Origin of the sequence: Microvirga sp. 2TAF3 (genome assembly GCF_052114965.1) — a bacterium.
GTDB lineage: Bacteria > Pseudomonadota > Alphaproteobacteria > Rhizobiales > Beijerinckiaceae > Microvirga.
Genome location: NZ_JBFRFT010000009.1, coordinates 42,648 through 60,665, shown reverse-complemented (window position 1 = coordinate 60,665; position 18,018 = coordinate 42,648). Strand labels below are relative to the sequence as shown.

At 60.6% G+C, this 18,018-nt stretch carries 13 protein-coding genes; 8 read left to right on the top strand and 5 right to left on the bottom strand.

Going from position 1 to position 18,018, the window contains the following annotated elements; all coding sequences use genetic code 11:
* Positions 1-92: 92 nt before the first annotated feature.
* The 6 genes from AB4Y97_RS11055 to lpdA all read left to right on the top strand — a co-directional run bounded on the left by AB4Y97_RS11055 (position 93) and on the right by lpdA (position 7,301).
* The gene (locus tag AB4Y97_RS11055; RefSeq protein WP_441999101.1) at positions 93-1,451 is read left to right on the top strand and encodes a formimidoylglutamate deiminase; all 1,359 of its coding nucleotides are present in this window, start codon (positions 93-95) and stop codon (positions 1,449-1,451) included.
* Positions 1,452-1,485: 34 nt separating this feature from the next.
* Positions 1,486-2,220, top strand: a complete 735-nt coding sequence (gene hutC, locus AB4Y97_RS11050) for a histidine utilization repressor (protein WP_441999100.1) — start codon at positions 1,486-1,488, stop codon at positions 2,218-2,220.
* 102 nt (positions 2,221-2,322) lie between these two features.
* Positions 2,323-3,555: a 3-methyl-2-oxobutanoate dehydrogenase (2-methylpropanoyl-transferring) subunit alpha gene (locus AB4Y97_RS11045; protein WP_441999099.1), complete on the top strand. Its 1,233-nt coding sequence runs from the start codon at positions 2,323-2,325 to the stop codon at positions 3,553-3,555.
* Positions 3,556-3,557: 2 nt separating this feature from the next.
* The gene (locus AB4Y97_RS11040; RefSeq protein ID WP_441999098.1) at positions 3,558-4,571 is read left to right on the top strand and encodes an alpha-ketoacid dehydrogenase subunit beta; all 1,014 of its coding nucleotides are present in this window, start codon (positions 3,558-3,560) and stop codon (positions 4,569-4,571) included.
* A 2-nt stretch (positions 4,572-4,573) separates the two neighbouring features.
* A complete protein-coding gene (locus AB4Y97_RS11035) occupies positions 4,574-5,899 on the top strand; it encodes a dihydrolipoamide acetyltransferase family protein (RefSeq protein ID WP_441999097.1) in 1,326 nt (441 codons plus the stop codon).
* Positions 5,900-5,903: 4 nt separating this feature from the next.
* Complete coding sequence (lpdA, locus tag AB4Y97_RS11030) at positions 5,904-7,301, top strand: dihydrolipoyl dehydrogenase (protein WP_441999096.1); 1,398 nt, start codon at positions 5,904-5,906, stop codon at positions 7,299-7,301.
* Between the two features lie 111 nt (positions 7,302-7,412).
* Here the strand turns inward: lpdA and AB4Y97_RS11025 are convergent, their stop codons facing one another.
* The 4 genes from AB4Y97_RS11025 to trhO form a co-directional block, all read right to left on the bottom strand.
* On the bottom strand, positions 7,413-8,210 hold the full coding sequence (locus tag AB4Y97_RS11025) for an SDR family NAD(P)-dependent oxidoreductase (RefSeq protein WP_441999199.1): 798 nt from the start codon (positions 8,208-8,210) through the stop codon (positions 7,413-7,415).
* A 95-nt stretch (positions 8,211-8,305) separates the two neighbouring features.
* Entirely contained in the window at positions 8,306-8,755 is a 450-nt protein-coding gene (locus AB4Y97_RS11020; RefSeq protein ID WP_441999095.1) for a DMT family transporter, read from the bottom strand.
* Positions 8,756-8,863: 108 nt separating this feature from the next.
* Positions 8,864-9,085, bottom strand: coding sequence for a SlyX family protein (locus AB4Y97_RS11015; protein ID WP_441999094.1), 222 nt, complete (start codon positions 9,083-9,085; stop codon positions 8,864-8,866).
* The gene (gene trhO / locus AB4Y97_RS11010; protein ID WP_441999093.1) at positions 9,018-9,839 is read right to left on the bottom strand and encodes an oxygen-dependent tRNA uridine(34) hydroxylase TrhO; all 822 of its coding nucleotides are present in this window, start codon (positions 9,837-9,839) and stop codon (positions 9,018-9,020) included. The genes AB4Y97_RS11015 and trhO overlap by 68 nt, the downstream gene beginning before the upstream one ends.
* 1,163 nt (positions 9,840-11,002) lie before the next feature.
* Between trhO and AB4Y97_RS11005 the strand changes: the two genes are divergently transcribed.
* Together AB4Y97_RS11005 and AB4Y97_RS11000 are read left to right on the top strand one after the other, a co-directional pair.
* Complete coding sequence (locus AB4Y97_RS11005) at positions 11,003-11,791, top strand: 4'-phosphopantetheinyl transferase family protein (RefSeq protein ID WP_441999092.1); 789 nt, start codon at positions 11,003-11,005, stop codon at positions 11,789-11,791.
* Positions 11,785-15,795: a Pls/PosA family non-ribosomal peptide synthetase gene (locus tag AB4Y97_RS11000; protein WP_441999091.1), complete on the top strand. Its 4,011-nt coding sequence runs from the start codon at positions 11,785-11,787 to the stop codon at positions 15,793-15,795. Before AB4Y97_RS11005 ends, AB4Y97_RS11000 begins: the two co-directional genes overlap by 7 nt.
* Before the next feature lie 43 nt (positions 15,796-15,838).
* Here AB4Y97_RS11000 and AB4Y97_RS10995 read toward each other — a convergent pair whose 3' ends face one another.
* Complete coding sequence (locus AB4Y97_RS10995; RefSeq protein ID WP_441999090.1) at positions 15,839-17,758, bottom strand: potassium transporter Kup; 1,920 nt, start codon at positions 17,756-17,758, stop codon at positions 15,839-15,841.
* Positions 17,759-18,018 lie beyond the last annotated feature (260 nt).

Below are 18,018 nucleotides of genomic sequence, written 5' to 3'. Positions count from 1 at the left end.
TCGCATGTTCACCGAGCAGTTCAAGCCAGCCTCGTCGACCCCGATCATGATGGTGAAAGCCTGAAACTCGTTGAACCATGATGGTGTCAGCAATGCGCAAGCTGTTTCTCGACCATGCCCTGCTTCGGACGGGTTGGGCCAGGGACGTCGCGATCGACGTCGAAGGCGGCACCATTCGCGCGATCCGAATGCAGGCTTTGCCGGAGGGCCGCGAGCGTCTAGCCGGAATCACGTTGCCCGGCCTGCCCAATCTGCACAGCCATACGTTTCAGCGTGGGATGGCGGGCCTCGCCGAGACGCGCGGACCCCAAGGAGACAGCTTCTGGACCTGGCGGCAGGTAATGTACCGCTTTCTGGGCCAGCTCACGCCCGACGATGTCGAGGCGATTGCGGCTTTCGCCACGATGGAGATGCTGGAGGGTGGGTTCACTGCCCTCGCGGAGTTCCATTACCTGCACCACGACAGGGACGGTCGTCCCTTCGCAGATGTGGCGGAGCTGTCGGGGCGGATCGCTGCGGCAGCCGACGAGACCGGAATAGGGCTGACGCTGCTGCCGGTCCTCTATACTCAGGGTGGCTTCGGAGGCGTTGCGCCCAATGAAGGCCAGCGGCGCTTCATCAACGATATCGAAGGCTATTTCCGTCTTGTGGAGGGTGCGCGCAAGGCGGCCGGATTTCTCGATGATGCCGTCGTGGGCATTGCCCCGCACAGCCTGCGTGCCGTTACGCCTGATGCCCTCGAAAGGGCGCTGGCGGCCGCTTCCGAAGGCCCCATCCATCTCCACATCGCGGAGCAGGTGAAGGAGGTTGAAGATTGCATCGCCTGGTCGGGGCAGCGCCCGGTCGCGTGGCTCCTGGACCACGCGCCAGTGGACAAGCGCTGGTGCCTCGTTCACGCGACGCATCTCGACTCGGCTGAAATGCACGGCCTCGCTGCAGCCGATGCAGTGGCGGGACTGTGCCCGATCACCGAGGCCAATCTCGGCGACGGCATTTTCGAGGGCGTCGAGTTCCTGGCGGCCGGTGGCCGGTTCGGTGTGGGATCCGATTCCAATATCGAGATCAGCGCCGCCGGAGAACTCAAGCAGTTTGAATATAGCCAGCGCCTGAAGCGCCGGGCCCGCAACGTGCTGGCCCAACGCGACGGTGAATCGACGGGACGGGCTCTGTACACGGGTGCCCTTGCGGGCGGGGCGCAGGCCCTGGGCCGGCATGTCGGCGCGCTGGAAGTTGGCTATCGTGCGGATATGGTCGTGCTCGATGCCGCCCACCCGGCCCTCGCGGCTTTGTCCGGTGATCGCTGGCTCGACGCTTATATTTTCGTCGCCGGCAAGGCCGCCATCGATCAGGTGATTGTGGCTGGCCAAACTGTGGTAACGGAGGGGCGCCACCATAAGCGCGACGCTATCACGGCGCGCTATGCCGGTACGATGGCGCATATCCTGGCGTAGTTGGTAGCATCACGAAGGGAAGAACTGGTCCGGTATGGGACATCTGCATCAACGCATCCGCGACGACATCGAGGCTCGCATCATGTCGGGGGAGTGGCCACCCGGCCATCGGGTGCCCTTCGAGCACGAGTTGATGGCCCAGTACGGCTGTTCGCGCATGACAGTCAACAAGGTCCTTTCGACGCTTGCGGCCAACGGGCTGATCACGCGCCGGAGAAGGGCCGGCTCGGTCGTCGCGGAGCCGAGCACCGAGCGTGCCGTGCTGGAGATCCAGGATTTCGCGGTTGAAGCGGCCCGGGCTGGAACGGACTATCGCTTCAAGATCCTGCGTCGTTCCGTCGAACCTCTCGATGCGGCTGCGGCGCAGCGCACCGGATTGCCGTTCGGAAGCGAGGTACTCAGCATCACCACACTCCACCTGATGGACGAGGTACCGGGGGCCTATGAGCAGCGCCTGATCAATCTCGCGACCGTTCCCGAGGCGCGCGAGGAGCGCTTCAAGGGCGTCCCGCCTGGCACATGGCTGCTCAGCCGCGTGCCTTGGACGGATGCCGAGCATGTCATTCGGGCGGTGAATGCCGATGCAACCCTCGCCAAATGCCTTCAGGTTGGAACGGGCGCAGCCTGCCTTGTGCTGGAGCGACGGACTTGGCAGGCAGGTGCCTTCGTCACCGAGGCGCGCATCTCGTATCCGGGCGAACGGCAGCGTCTGGCCGGGCGCTTTTCTCCAACGGCCAAAGGGATAGGCATGGGTGCAACGGAAGGGTGAGGCGGAGCAGGGCACGGTCTTTGCCGCGCCTCCTCGGAAATGGACCGCCTATAGCCAAAGCATGTTTCGTTTCTAGTTCTCTCTGCGGGAGAACGTAAGACCATGCCTGAATACGGACCCTTGACCCTCAACGTACCCGAACCCGCCGTTCGCCCGGGTGGGACGCCCGATTTTTCCAATGTGAAGATCCCCAAGGCAGGGGCCGTGCCACGGCCGGACGTGGACGCAAATCCGGAGGCGATCCGCGATCTCGCCTATTCGATCATCCGGGTCCTCAACCGCAACGGAGAAGCAGTCGGACCATGGGCAGGACTCTTGAGCGATGACGATCTGCTCGAGGGAATGCGGCACATGATGACGCTGCGCACCTTCGACGCGCGGATGCAGATGGCCCAGAGGCAGGGAAAGACCTCCTTCTACATGCAGCATCTGGGCGAAGAGGCCATCAGCAGTGCCTTTCGCAAAGCGCTTGCCCCGGGGGACATGAACTTTCCGACCTACCGGCAGGCCGGGCTCCTGATCGCCGGCGGTTATTCCATGGTCGACATGATGTGCCAGGTCTATTCGAACGCACGCGATCCCCTGAAGGGGCGTCAGCTCCCTGTGATGTATGCCGACAAGGAACATGGATTTTTTACGATCTCGGGCAATCTCGCTACCCAGTTCGTTCAGGCTGTCGGCTGGGCGATGGCCTCGGCGATCAAGAACGACAGCAAGATCGCGGCGGCATGGATCGGAGATGGGTCGACTGCGGAATCGGATTTTCATGCCGCACTCGTCTTCGCCTCCACCTACAAGGCTCCCGTCGTTCTCAACATTGTCAACAATCAATGGGCGATCTCGACATTTCAGGGCATCGCTCGGGGTGGTTCGGGAACCTTCGCTGCGCGCGGGTTGGGGTTTGGCATTCCCTCTCTGCGGGTCGATGGGAACGATTATCTCGCGGTTCATGCGGTCGCAAAATGGGCCGTCGAACGCGCGCGCCGAAATCTCGGGCCGACGCTCATCGAGTACGTCACCTACCGCGTCGGCGCGCATTCCACATCGGACGACCCTTCCGCTTATCGTCCGAAGACGGAGTCTGACGTTTGGCCGCTCGGCGATCCCGTGATCCGGCTCAAGAACCACTTGATCGTCCGCGGCGTCTGGTCCGAAGAGAGACATAAACAGGCGGAAGCGGAAATTCTCGACACTGTGATCGCCGCCCAGAAGGAAGCCGAGAGTTACGGCACGCTGCATGCTGGCGGCAAGCCGTCAGCGCGCGACATGTTCGAGGGCGTGTATGCCGAGATGCCGCCGCACTTGCGCAGGCAACGCCAGCAGGCGGGGGTCTAGCCATGGCACGGATGACGATGGTCGAGGCTATCCGCGATGCGATGGATGTGATGATGGGACGCGACGAGAATGTCGTCGTCTTTGGTGAGGATGTCGGTTATTTCGGCGGTGTGTTTCGCTGCACGCAGGGCCTGCAGCAAAAATACGGCAAGACCCGTTGCTTCGACACGCCGATCAGCGAATCCGGTATTGTTGGAACGGCCATCGGCATGGCCGCATACGGGCTGCGGCCCTGTGTCGAGATTCAGTTCGCCGATTACATGTATCCGGCCTATGACCAGATCGTTTCCGAGGCGGCACGGCTCCGGTATCGCTCGAATGGTCAATTTACCTGCCCTCTGGTCGTCAGGATGCCGACCGGAGGCGGCATCTTCGGTGGGCAGACCCACAGCCAGAGCCCGGAAGCGCTGTTCACCCATGTATCCGGGCTGAAGACGGTCGTGCCGTCTAATCCTTACGACGCCAAGGGTCTTCTGATCTCTGCGATCGAGGATCCCGACCCCGTGATTTTCCTGGAGCCGAAACGGCTTTATAACGGTCCCTTCGACGGCCATCATGATCGGCCGGTGACGCCATGGTCGAAGCATAAGCTCAGCGAAGTGCCGGCCGACTATTTCAGCGTTCCTCTCGGCAAGGCATCGATTATGCGGGAGGGCTCGGCCGTCACCGTGCTTGCCTATGGGACCATGGTTTACGTCGCGCAGGCGGCTGTGGCGGAGACGGGCATCGATGCCGAGATCATCGATCTGCGGACGCTGTTGCCGCTCGACATGGATGTGATTGCTGCGTCCGTCAGAAAGACGGGGCGCTGCGTGGTCGTTCATGAGGCCACGCTGACGTCAGGCTTCGGCTCCGAACTCGCCGCACTGGTGCAAGAGGCCTGTTTCTTCCATCTGGAAGCGCCGATCGCTCGCGTGACGGGTTGGGACACACCTTATCCGCATGCGCAGGAGTGGGACTACTTTCCGGGACCTTCTCGCGTCGGCCGTGCCCTTGTCGCGACCATGGAGGGCTAAGGATGGGCGAGCATGTGATCAAGATGCCGGATGTCGGCGAAGGGATTGCCGAGGCCGAGTTGGTCGAGTGGCATGTCAAGGTCGGCGATCTGGTCCGCGAGGATGCGGTCCTCGCAGCCGTCATGACAGACAAGGCAACCGTGGAAATACCATCGCCGGTCGAGGGCGAAATTCTTTGGCTCGGCGCGGAGATCGGCGATGTGGTGGCGACCGGCTCCCCGTTGGTCCGTTTGAAGGTGAAGGGGGAAGAGGCGGGCGCCTCAAGCGGCGATGCAGGCATGAAAGCTGCCGTTGAGGGATCACAGGCCGACGGCGTGGCAGAAAAACCGTCTGTTGCCGGGAAAGCCCTCGATGCTAAGGCCAAAACGGCCGGGAGAGGCGGATCTCCTATGGCTGCTGAAACGATGCGGAGCACCCAGCGTCTCGTCCAAAGCCAACCGCCTCTGCGTGCCGAAGGTGAAAAGCCCCTGGCATCACCTGCGGTTCGACTCAGGGCGCAAGAGGCAGGCATCGATCTGCGGCAGGTGCCCGGTTCCGGCCCCGCGGGCCGGATAACGCATGAGGATCTGGACGCGTTCTTTACGCACGGCCGGCAGGTGACCAAGGTGTCCGGCTTGGCTCCGAACACATCCGTCGAGGACATCAAGGTTGTCGGATTACGCCGCAGGATTGCGGAGAAGATGGCGCTCTCGCATTCGCGCATCCCTCACATCACATACATCGAAGAGGTCGATGTGACATCGCTTGAGGATTTGCGCGCCGCGCTCAACAAGCAAAAGCGCGAGGATCAGCCCAGGCTGACATTGCTGCCGTTTCTGATGCGGGCGATGGTAAAGGCCATCGCCGAGCAGCCGCATTTGAACGCGCTCTATGACGATGATGCCGGCATCATTCGCCAACATGGCGGCGTGCATATCGGCATTGCAGCGCAGACTGCTTCGGGGCTCATGGTCCCGGTGGTCAAACATGTCGAGGCGCGCGATCTCTGGAGCTGCGGAGCCGAGGTGAATCGCCTTGCCGAAGCGGCGAAGGCGGGCACCGCGACCCGTGAGGAGCTGAGCGGATCGACGATTACCATCACGTCTCTGGGAGCCATGGGCGGTGTCGCAACGACACCGATGATCAATTATCCGGAGGTCGCCATCATCGGCGTCAACAAGATCATGGTGCGGCCGGTATGGGATGGGTCAACCTTCATTCCCCGCAAGATGATGAACCTGTCCTCCAGCTTCGATCACCGGGTCGTGGACGGGTGGGACGCCGCTGTCTTCGTGCAGCGCATCAAAACGCTTCTGGAAACCCCCGCGATGATCTTCGTGGAAGGTTGAACCGATGAAGGACATTTCCTGCAAATTGCTCGTTATCGGCGCGGGGCCCGGCGGTTATGTCTGCGCCATTCGTGCCGGGCAGCTCGGTATCGACACGGTCATCGTCGAGGCAAGGAAGCCTGGCGGAACCTGTCTCAATATCGGCTGTATTCCGTCCAAGGCGCTCATCCATGCCGCGGAAGAATACGAACGAATTGCTCATCTGGCCGCGGGCCGAAACCCGCTCGGCATTTCCACGGCCAAACCCGCGCTCGATCTCTCGCAAACCATGGCCTGGAAGGACGGCATCGTCGGTCGCCTCAATGGTGGCGTGTCGGGATTGCTCAAGAAAGCCAAGGTCAAAGTGGTCGAAGGCTGGGCGAAGTTTCGTGACGGCAAGACGGTCGAGGTGGAGACGGAAACCGGCCTTCAGATCATCCGCGCCGAGAATGTCGTCATCGCCACCGGCTCTGTTCCTGTCGAACTGCCGGCGCTGCCATTCGGCGGACCTGTGATTTCGTCGACCGAAGCTCTGTCGCTAACCGAAGTTCCTGGCAGGCTTGTCGTCGTCGGCGGCGGCTATATCGGCCTGGAACTCGGCACCGCCTTCGCGAAAATGGGAGCGCATGTGACGGTCATCGAGGCTCAATCTCGCATCCTGCCGCACTATGATGCCGACCTGACGCAGCCCGTCGGCAAACGGTTGCGGGAACTCGATGTCGAGGTTTTGACAGGCGCGAAGGCCAAAGGCTTGGCGAAGACGGGCGATGCCCTGCTGGTGGAAACCGGAGACGGAAAGGAAATTCGACTTGCCGCCGACAAGATCCTCGTGACGGTCGGCCGGAGGCCGGTCGTCAACGGATGGGGTCTTGAAGAACTCGTTCTCGACATGGATGGCCGCTTCATCCGGATTGGTGAAGAATGCCAGACGTCGATGCGGGGAATTTATGCCATCGGCGATGTCACCGGCGAGCCGATGCTGGCGCATCGCGCGATGGCGCAGGGTGAGATGGTGGCTGAAATCGTCGCCGGCCATAAACGGGTTTGGGATAAACGGAGCATTCCGGCGGTATGTTTCACCGATCCCGAAATCGTCACCGTCGGCTTGTCGCCGGACCAGGCACGCCAGGCTGGCACGGAGGTCAAGATCGGGCAATTTCCCTTCTCGGCAAACGGTCGGGCCATGACGAAGCTTGGCGAGCAAGGTTTCGTGCGGGTTGTGGCTCGGGCGGACAATCACCTGATCGTCGGGATCCAGGCCGTGGGCCAGGGAGTTTCCGAACTTGCTGCCGCTTTCAGTCTGGCCGTCGAAATGGGCGCGCGCCTTGAAGATATTGCCGGTACAATTCACGCGCACCCGACACAGGGCGAGGCGTTCCAGGAATCGGCGCTCAAGGCCCTTGGGCACGGACTTCACATTTGAGGTGCAAGGAAGAAGGGCGCGGTCTCAAGCTGGATCGATGGAAGCGACCCGCTCAGATCATTCCATCCGATCGGGCCGGAGCGTGTAATCTCAAGCTCTTACGGGCGCCTTCTAAACGATCGCCCGCACGACGCCGCCATCGACCCGCAGGGCTGCGCCTGTCGTGGCGCTCGCGGCGGGGCTACAGATATAGGCAACCATGCTGGCGATCTCGTCAGGAGTAATCAGACGACCCAACAGGGATGTCGGCCGATTTTCCCGGATGAAGGCGCGGCCCATGGCCTCCAGATCGGTTTCGCCACTCTGCGACGCCATCGTACGCATGAATTCACCGACTCCTTCCGACAGAGTCGGACCGGGCAGGACGGCATTGACGGTCACCCCCGTTCCGGCCACCGTTTCAGCAAGCCCGCGCGATACGGCAAGCTGTGCGGTCTTCGTCATGCCGTAATGTACCATCTCGACCGGGATCTGAATTGCCGACTCGCTCGAGATGAAAACCACGCGCCCCCAACCCCGCTCGACCATCCGAGGCGTATAATGGCGCGAAAGCCTGACGCCGCTCAGGACATTGACATCGAAGAAACGCCGCCAATCTTCGTCTGGAATCTCGAAGAAAGGCTTGGGCTCGAAGATTCCGGCGTTGTTGACCAGGATATCGACCTCCGGCACGGCTGCGGTCACTTCAGCGACGCCTTTTTCACTGCTGACATCGCCCGGCGCTGCGGTGAATTGTCCCTGGCCGATCTCGCTTTTTAGTTGCGTGATCGCCTGATTTACGCGTTTGCCCGTTCGTCCGTTTACGGCGACCTGGGCACCCAAAATAGCGAGCTGCTTTGCGACGGAAAGGCCGATTCCTGCAGTGGAGCCGGTTACCAGTGCCCGTCGTCCCTTCAAGTCGAGATCCATCATCGTTCTCCGGCGGATGTCGAATGGCGCCGAGCAAATGGAACTAGGTTCGATGGAAAAGTTGACCATGCAGCCTTTGTCGAAAGGCGCGGCGCTTAACCTGTGCGAGATAGAACGAGGCCGCTGAAGATCAATGCGGTTGCGAGCAGGCGTTGCCATGTGATGGCGTGGATAGGCAATCCAAAGGCGCCGATGGCATCCAGGATCAGCGCCGCCACCAACTGGCCCAGGACGAGTGCGGCAACTGTGCTGACAACCCCGAGTTGGGGCACGCCCCAAATCACGATGGCGACATAAAACGCCCCCATGAGGCCACCGATCCACGACCACCAGGGCGCTGCTGCCAGGGCTGATCCCAGGGGCCAGGCGCCACGCAGGGCGCTGATGATGAAGAGAATGGCAAAGCCGATCCCGAAAGAGACGCAGGCTGCAAGCAAAGGATCGCCGAGAGCGCGGGCAAGGGCAGCATTGACGGGCGCTTGCGCTGCCAGCATCGCGCCGCCGGCAACGATGCCCAGGAGGGGGATCAGGATCGGGGCATTCATAGGTGCTTCTTTAGGGTTTGTGATCCGCTAACCGGTTTTACTGTTGAAGGAACACATCCGGCCGGGCGTCGCGAATTTGAGGCGGATATGTCTGCGAGCGTGGCATAGTCAATAATGGGGTGGCGGCGGCTCCGGCCGGGAGGTTGCATTCGCCCTGTTCTCTGCTTCTTGCATCCGGTCAATCAGACTCGCACTCTGGCGTGTGAGAGCGTCGATCTGTTTCCATTGCGCAACGACGGCCTCGTTGAGGTCCTCGATGATTTCATCCTGATAGGCAATTCGCATTTCCAATGCGTCGATGCGGGTATTGAGTGCTTCGATGTAACTCATCTGATGGGGTGCTCCCGTGGGAATCTGAGCGTTCGATAAGCCCGTGGCTTAAGGCGATGCGTTCGTCAAACACGAAACATTCGCCGTTCCAACGGCTTTGGTCCTCCGGAACGTCTTCCAGATATTTCAAAATTCCGCCTTTGAGGTGATAGACCTCCTCGAAACCCTGCGAGAGCAGGTAGGAGCTTGCTTTCTCGCAGCGAATTCCGCCCGTGCAAAACATTGCGATCTTCTTGTGCTTCCCAGCGTCGAGTTCGCGTTCGACGAAGCCCCGGAATTCGCTGAAGGTCGAAATCCGGGGGTCTATGGCCCCTTCGAAAGTCCCCATCTCGACCTCGAATTGATTGCGGGTATCGATCAGCACGAGATCCGAATCCTCAAGGAGCCTGTTCCAATCGGCTGCGGTGACATAGGAACCCACCTTCTTCGTCGGATCGACGGTGAGGTCGCCGAGGGTGACGATCTCCTTCTTCAAACGAACCTTCAGCCGCCGAAACGGCATTTCGGCTGCGGTCGAGAGTTTGAGTTCCAGATCGTCGAGCCGCCCGCCAAACAGATCGCCATTGTGCAATTTTGTAATGAAAGCATCGATGGCTTCGGCGCTCCCGGCAACAGTGCCGTTGATCCCCTCATGGGCGAGGAGGAGGGTGCCTTTCAATCCCAACGCCTCACAGAGCCGGCGAAGCGGTTCCCTGAGGTGCCGAAAGTCAGGCAAAGGGACAAATTGGTAAAGGGCTGCAACTTTGTACGTCATCGCCGTGGTTTAGCAGTTGAACGGCTGACGGGAAACCCATCCGCCCCATCGCTTCGGTTCGGCCGGCGGGGCCAGGGTCGCCTCCTTCGGGAGGCAGGGCCCATGCGGGTACCGTATTGCTATTTCTCCCTAGCGCACGGGCCGGATCAGGTCGCGCGAGGTGCCTTCAATCAGCACGGAGCGATTTCTCGAAGGCCCATTCCAGGCGGCTTGGTCGGAGTATCCGGCGGGCACCCATGAAGGACCAAGGTGTTGGTCTATCGATGCACTTAAGCCAATGCATTCCGGTCGGTTCTCAACGGCGGTCGCCGATATAGCGGCAGGGGCTCTCATTTCCATTCGCCACACCTGGGCTCGCCTCGTGATTCACCCGCATGTTGTTCGCAGGAAGGCGGCTCAGCCAGTATTCGGACATCGACATCGGGAGGCCTACGATCAGGGGCATGACAGCTCTCACGACTTTCTCCAGATCATGAACGACTCGAGTAAATCCGGAAGAGCGGCTTCGCGAATTGATTCGCATCAATTTTTCACGACAAGGCCGAGTGTGAGTTGCCTCTGATAATACCCTGATCTTCGAGGGACATCCCGAGGTTTCCAGTGTCGCGATGCGTCCGTGGGCGGAAGCGCTCGCCTTCCCAGATGCAAGGCGATGCGGATGAGGGAACTCCGAAGACTTTCATGTCCCAGAAAATTTGGAAGCCGCTCCCATAGGCTAGAGCGGTTTCGTAATGGCATTCGGGATGGGATCCGAAGGCTCCGGAGCGTTCTTTTTCCAAGACCTCGTTAGAACAGCAGGCCGCCGTTTCCCTGTGTTCCCGCGCTGCGCCATCTCCTAAAGCCCGACCAGGATCGGATCTGCTCGTGGTTGCTGATCTGTTCACGGGCTTGGACACCACCCGGCTACAGGTCCTTGCCTGCGACCTCCGGTGTGTCGATCGGATGGCAGTGCTTCAGGTCTATAGGCCTGCTGCCATCACGGGCGTAATTGTCGCATGGAGCGTCAAGTAATTCCACTTATACGGGCACTTTAGCGCTTAAAAAATGGTCGCTCTGCGCTTTAGGAAAGCCATCGGCCAGCCGCGACGTTCATCACTCCTTCATGCTCCCGCAACTAGGGTTGATTTGCTTCCCTATATCATTATGGAAGTGGCGATTCGACCATGATCTCACTCTACAAGCTAACCCACCCGACGGTGTCGGGCCAATGGCGCTCGGCCTGCCTTGCCGCGTTTGACGACGCCGCGAGCCCGTTGGAGCATGCCCGACTTAAGCGGCTCCGTCGAGACGAGGATCGTCTCGCATATCGCCTGAATCATGGTTTCCTGCGTTTGGTCCTGGCGGGCGAGGCAGGCTGCGCCCCGGGGGCTATCGCTTTCACCACATCGCCAAGGGACAAACCGGTCTGCCTCAATGGCCTCTATTTCAATATGAGCCATACCGGCAACCTGACGGTTGTCGCGGTCTCGCGTGAGACGGATGTGGGCGTGGATGTCGAGACGCTTGTTCCAGGGCAAGGCCCGAATGGTTCCGTCCCGATGGCGGTCGCGGACGAGGATCTGTACGTGCTTCCACTCCTGTCCGGTGTCTGCGGTCATGCCGAGACGATTCTATGGTCGATCAAGGAAGCCGCGCTGAAACTGACCGGCTATGTAATGGTCGAACCTGATCATGTGGCGGTCAGGCCTTTGCGGAACGGTTCCTTTCGGGTCGGTACGGCGCGGGCCGCGACGGCGCCGATCCATGAAGCTTTCGTTCATCTTGTCCGGTTGGACGAGGAGCATGTGCTCGCGCTGGCGACCTATGAGCCGGTGCCGGATTCACAGGTCGTCGTCATTCCTGAGAGCTGGTATGGGCCACCGGGGCCAGATATCTCGCTGCTATCTACGCATGCCACACGCCCTGATCTCGATTCACGCCTTCTACACTTTGAAACGTCGCACCTATGTTGAACCCTCTCCGTGGCCTGACCCGTCCCGATTTCATTCGCGACGAGGTTTTATCCGAGATTTTTGAGGCCACCGCGCGAAGCACCCCGGAGAAGCTGGCCCTCATAGACGGCGACATCCGGCTGACCTACGAGGCTCTGAACCGTCACGCCACCGATATCGCCGGTGGCCTCATCGCCGCCGGGATTGGCCCTGGCGACGTGATTGGGCTCTGGATGCCGCGTGGGTCAGATCTCCTGGTTGCCCAGATTGCGATCACGAAGACTGGCGCTGCTTGGCTGCCTTTCGATTCCGAGGTACCCGTCGAGCGTATCGCCGCCTGCCTGACCGACGTCAATGCCAAATGCATCCTCGTCGCGGATGGCTGGGAGGGCCGTGTCCAATCGGTCGGCATGACGGTTTTTACGCCCGGCGCGGCTGCATCAGCGGGAGCGGAGCCTTTCTACGATGCGCGCAGCCGCGGCTTGAGGCCCGATCATCCTGCCTATGTGATCTACACGTCCGGCTCGACGGGAAAGCCGAAGGGCATTGTCGTCACTCACCGCAACATCTGCCATTTCCTGCGAGCTTCTAACGAACTGTATGGCATCGACGCCGACGATATCGTTTTTCAGGGCTGCTCCGCCGCCTTCGATCTGTCGATGGAAGAGATCTGGGTGCCGTATCTCGCAGGCGCCTGCCTGTGGGTTGCTCGCCAGGAGCTCTTGAGCGATACCGAAGCGCTGGCGCAGGCCATGCGGAAGGCCGGTGTCACGGTGATCGACACCGTGCCGACTCTGCTGGGTATGCTGGTTGACGATCTGCCGTCGCTCCGCCTCGTCATTCTTGGCGGCGAGGCATGCCCGCCCGCTCTCGTCTCCCGTTTCGCCGGAACTGGCCGCCGTCTCTTCAACAGCTATGGCCCAACGGAGGCGACGGTTGTCGCCAGCATGGCGGAATTGAAAGCCGGCGATCCCGTCACCATTGGCCGTCCAATCCCCAACTACTCCTGCTACGTCGTCGATGAGGCCATGTCGCTTGTGCCTCCTGGCGCTCAGGGCGAACTCCTCATCGGCGGCCCCGGTATCGCCGCGGGCTATGTCGGGCGCCCCGATTTGACGGCAGAGAAATTCGTCGCCAATCCCTTCGACTCGGACGGCTCCGATCCGGTGCTCTATCGCTCCGGGGATGCAGTGATGATCGATGAGGAAGGGCGCATCGTCTTCCAGGGGCGCATCGACGATCAGGTGAAGATCCGTGGCTTTCGGGTCGAGCTCGGCGAAATCGAAAGCGTGCTGGCAAGCTTCCCCGGCATCTCGCAGGCAGCAGTCGTTCTGCGGGAGGATGATGGGCTCGACCGGCTGGTCGCCTTCCTTCTGCCACAGCGCGGCGTCGATCCTGATCCGACGCAGCTCCGGCTGGCATTGCACGAGCGGCTGCCTCCCTACATGGTACCTGCCCATTTCGAGACCGTCGCCGACCTGCCGCGTCTTGCGGCTTCCGGCAAGGTGGATCGCAAGGCATTGAAAGTGCTGCCGTTGACGGCCGCCATCGTTGCGCTCGATCAGGATGATCCGGCGACGGAGACCGAAGCAGCCCTGCTTGCTGCCGCGCAACGGGTTTTTCCGAATCAAGCCGTGCCCATGGAAGCCGATTTCTTCCTCGATCTCGGCGGTCATTCGCTGCTCGCAGCCCGGTTCGTTTCTTTCGTCCGGGAGACTGCGCGTCTGTCTTCGATCACGCTGCAGGATATCTATTCCGGCCGCTCCTTGCGGGAGGTAGCGAGCCGCCTCGACGCCCGCATACCGAACGAGAGTACGGTTGCATCGCCGATATCGGCTTTCGAACCACCACCGCTCCTGCGGCGGGCACTCTGCGGCCTGGCGCAGGCCGCTGCGATGCCATTTCTTCTGACGCTGATGTCGGCGCCCTGGCTCTGCATCTTCATCAGCTATACCCTCATCACCGGCGATGAGGCTTCGGTCGTACTCGACACGACGCTGATCTTCGCCGCCTTCATGATGGTGAATGTCGTCACGACCTTCCTCGCCATCGGCGCCAAATGGCTGATTATCGGGCGCATCAAGCCCGGGCGATATCCTCTGTGGGGTGTCTATTACTACCGACTCTGGCTCGTGCAGAGATTTTTGAGCCTCGTCCATATGAAGTGGTTCCAGGGCTCGCCCGCAATCCGCATCTATCTCCGCATGCTCGGCGCGAAAGTCGGCAAGGATGCGCTCATCGCCGAAATCGATGCAGGCGCGATCGATCTTATCGAGATCGGCGAGCATGCAAGCATTGGCGGCAAGGTGACAATCGCCAACGCTCGCGTTGTCGGTAATGAGCTGATCGTCGGGCCGGTTAAGTTCGAGCGGGATGTCGTCATCGGCACGTCCTGCGTGATCGAGGAAAACGTGGTGATCGGCGAAGGTTCTGAGCTCGCCGACCTGTCCGCGATTACGGCGGGGACGAAAGTCGGAGCTTGGGAAGCGTGGCGCGGATCACCCGGACGCAAGGTCGCCGAACTCGATCCGTCGCATCTGCCGCCTCCGGCTCAGGCGAGCGAAGGCCGGCGGCGATTGCTTCCGGTCTTCTTCGTTGCAATGCTGGTGCTTGCGCCCCCCATCGCACTTATTCCGATCGTTCCGGCCTTCCACCTGATGGAGGTGGTCGACACGGTCATCAACCCCCTCATCGGTATCCACTATCTCTACTACATGCCGCTTCTGGCGATGCCGGCGGCTGCGATCATGATCTTCGCGACCGTTCTTCTCATCGCGGCCATTCGCTGGATCGTCCTGCCGCGTCTGCGCGCAGGAGTCTATTCCGTTTACAGTGGTCTCTATGCGCGCAAATGGGTTGTCGGACTGGCGACCGAAGTCATGCTGGACGTGCTGTCGTCTCTGTTCGCGACGGTCTATATGCGTGCCTGGTATCGCCTGATGGGCGCCAAGATCGGCAAAGGCTCTGAGATCTCGACCAATCTTGCCGGCCGTTTCGATCTGATCAATCTCGGCGACCAGAACTTCATCGCAGATGATGTTGTGCTGGGCGATGAGGAGATGCGTCGCGGTTGGATGACGCTCGACACGGTGACGACAGGGTCTCGCGTCTTCATCGGCAACGACGCCGTCGTTCCTCCCGGCTATGCCATCGCCAACGGTGCCCTGATCGGCGTCAAGTCGAAGCCGCCAGAAGGGGGCAATGTCGGCGCCGATGAGACCTGGTTCGGCTCTCCGCCGATCCAACTCCCCGTCCGCCAGCGGTTTAATACCGCCGTTACCGACACATACGAGCCGCCCAAGCGTCTCAAGATCGCCCGCGCCCTTTTCGAGGGCTTCAACATTACGCTGCCGACCGCTCTGTTCATCACTTTCGCAACCATGGCGATGGAGGTGATGGCTCCTTCCGTAATCCATAAGCATTGGGGAACCGCGCTTGCCATTTGCGTAGCGGCCAGTGTGGTTATCGCGGTCGGTCAGTTGCTGACGGCGGTGGCCTACAAATGGCTTCTGATGGGCGTCTACAAGCCCACCATGCGGCCGATGTGGTCGTGGTGGGCACTGCGCACCGAGGCGGTGGCTGTGATGTATTGGGGCATGGCCGGAAAGGGCATCCTCGAGCATTTCCGCGGTACGCCTTTCCTGCCCTGGGCCCTTCGGCTTTTCGGCGCCAAGACCGGCAAGGGCATCTATATGGATACGACGGACATCACCGAGTTCGATTGCGTCACGATCGGCGACTTCTCGGCGATCAATACCAATGGCTGCCTCCAGACCCATCTTTACGAGGATCGCTTGATGAAAGTGGGCCGGATACGGGTCGGTACGGGCGTGGCTGTGGGCTCCGGTTCGACCGTCCTCTACGATACCGAGCTAGGTAATTTCTCGAAGCTCGGTCCTTTGACGCTCGTGATGAAGGGCGAGTCGATCCCGGCCGGAGGCGAATGGTGCGGCTCGCCGGCCCAGGTCCTGTCGCGTGGGGCCGCTGCTCCGGCCGCTCGGGCGCAGGAACTCGAGATAGCCTGAACAATTTCGTCCTCAACAGGACGGGATCGGATTCGAGCACGTCTCAAATATTGATCTGTGTACCGACCTCGACGGCTCGGCCTGTCGGGATGCGGAAATGCTCCGAGGCATCGGCGGAACGCCGGGCAAGCCAAATGAAGAGCTTGTCCTGCCACCGGGGCATTTCGGATTTGATGGATGGCTTGAGGGCACGCCGGGACAGGAAGAACGACGTCTTCATCACATCGAAGGCGAAGCCCTGGTTGCGGCAGGCTCGCAATGCCCGAGGCACATTGGGGGTTTCCATGAATCCGAAATGCAATGTGATACGCGTGAAAGTCTCGGAAAGGCGCTGAACCGTAGCCCGCTCGCCTTCAGGGACACGGGGCATGTCCTCCGTGTCGACGTTCAGAATTACGTTCTGTCGATGCAGGACTTTGTTGTGCTTGAGATTGTGGAGCAGGGCACCCGGAACGTGCTCGGGATCCGACGTCAGGAATATGGCGGTGCCCTGAACCCGTTCCGACGGATGCTCCTCCATCGTCCTGATGAAGCCTGCCATCGGCACCTCCTCGCGCTGGGTTCGTTTAGCCAGGAGCCGAACGCCGCGCCGCCATGTCAGCATCACGGCCACGAGCGCACCGCCGACGGCAAGCGGAATCCAGCCGCCCTGGAGGATCTTGAGACCGTTGGCGAACAGAAAGACCGTGTCGATCATGAGGAAGGGCGCGATCAGAAGGCCAGCGACGACCGGCGACCAGCCCCAGACGCGCCAAATGACGAAGAAGGCCAGGATAGTCGTGATGACCATCGTCCCCGTCACCGCGATACCATAGGCCGATGCGAGTCCACTTGAGGATTTGAAAATCAGGACGACGGCCAGAACGGCAACGAGCAGGAGCATGTTGATCCGTGGGATATAAATCTGACCCTTCTCCGTTTCGGATGTGCGCAGAATGGTCATGCGCGGCAGAAGACCAAGTTGGATTGCCTGTTGGGTCAGGGAATAGGCGCCCGTTATCACCGCTTGGCTGGCGATGACCGTGGCGATGGTCGCAAGGCCGACCATGGGGAGAAGAAGGGAATCGGGATAGAGCAGAAAGAATGGGTTTTCGATCTTGCCTGGGTCGGCAAGAAGGAGCGCTCCCTGGCCGAGATAATTGAGTGCGAGCGATGGCAAAACCATCACAACCCACGCAACCTGAATAGGCCCGCGTCCGAAATGACCCATATCGGCGTAAAGCGCTTCAGCTCCCGTCACCGCCAGAAACACGGCTCCCAGAGCAACGACACCGACCGAGCCATGGTTCACCAGAAACCGCAAACCGTAGACAGGGTTGATCGCAGCAAGGATGCGCAGATCCTCGATGAGATGAAGCACGCCACCGATGGCAAGGACGACAAACCAGACGACCATGATCGGCCCGAACCAAGCCGCGACCTTGGCTGTTCCCATGCTTTGAACGGCGAAAAGTCCGACCAATATTCCGACGCTGAGGACCAGGACATAGTGATCAAGAGCCGGTGCAACGAGCTTCAGGCCCTCCACGGCAGAGAGCACCGAGATCGCCGGCGTGATGATGGCATCACCATAAAAGAGTGCGGCCCCCGCGATCCCCAGCATGGGGATCAGAACCACGCGGTGACCTAGCGAGCTCTGAGCGAGGGCCATCAGAGAGAGAATGCCGCCTTCACCGTGGTTGTCGGCATGCATGATCAGCAGCACGTATTTGGCTGTCACGATCACGACCAGAGCCCACAGGATCAGCGAGACGGTTCCGAAAACCATATCGGGTGCGATTTCGCCGCCGCCGGACGCTGCCGAGAGAGCCTCCTTGAGGGCATAGAGGGGGCTTGTTCCAATATCGCCATAGACGACGCCGATGGAGCCAAGGGCCAATGTTCCGAAGCTGGACGGAGCATGGGCGTCGTCGTGTTCGCCCACAGTTTCGAGCGGTGCGAAATCCGAGGTTTTCTTGGTCATGCCCGATCAACCGCCATACTGCGTTACCTCGGCTTCGCGGCGCAGGTCATTTGCCTGATAATCCTCATCGAAGCGGGTGTCTTCGAAAGGACATGGCTTGGCTCATGCGCCGATCTTCTAAGATCGATCTGCGAGATAGGAATTACAAGATAAATCCGCCCATCATGATCGTTCAGAGCATGGCGATGCTGGGTGTCGACGTTATCGCATTGAACGGATTCTCTTTTCAGCCAGACACAAGATAGCTAAGCTGGTCCGAC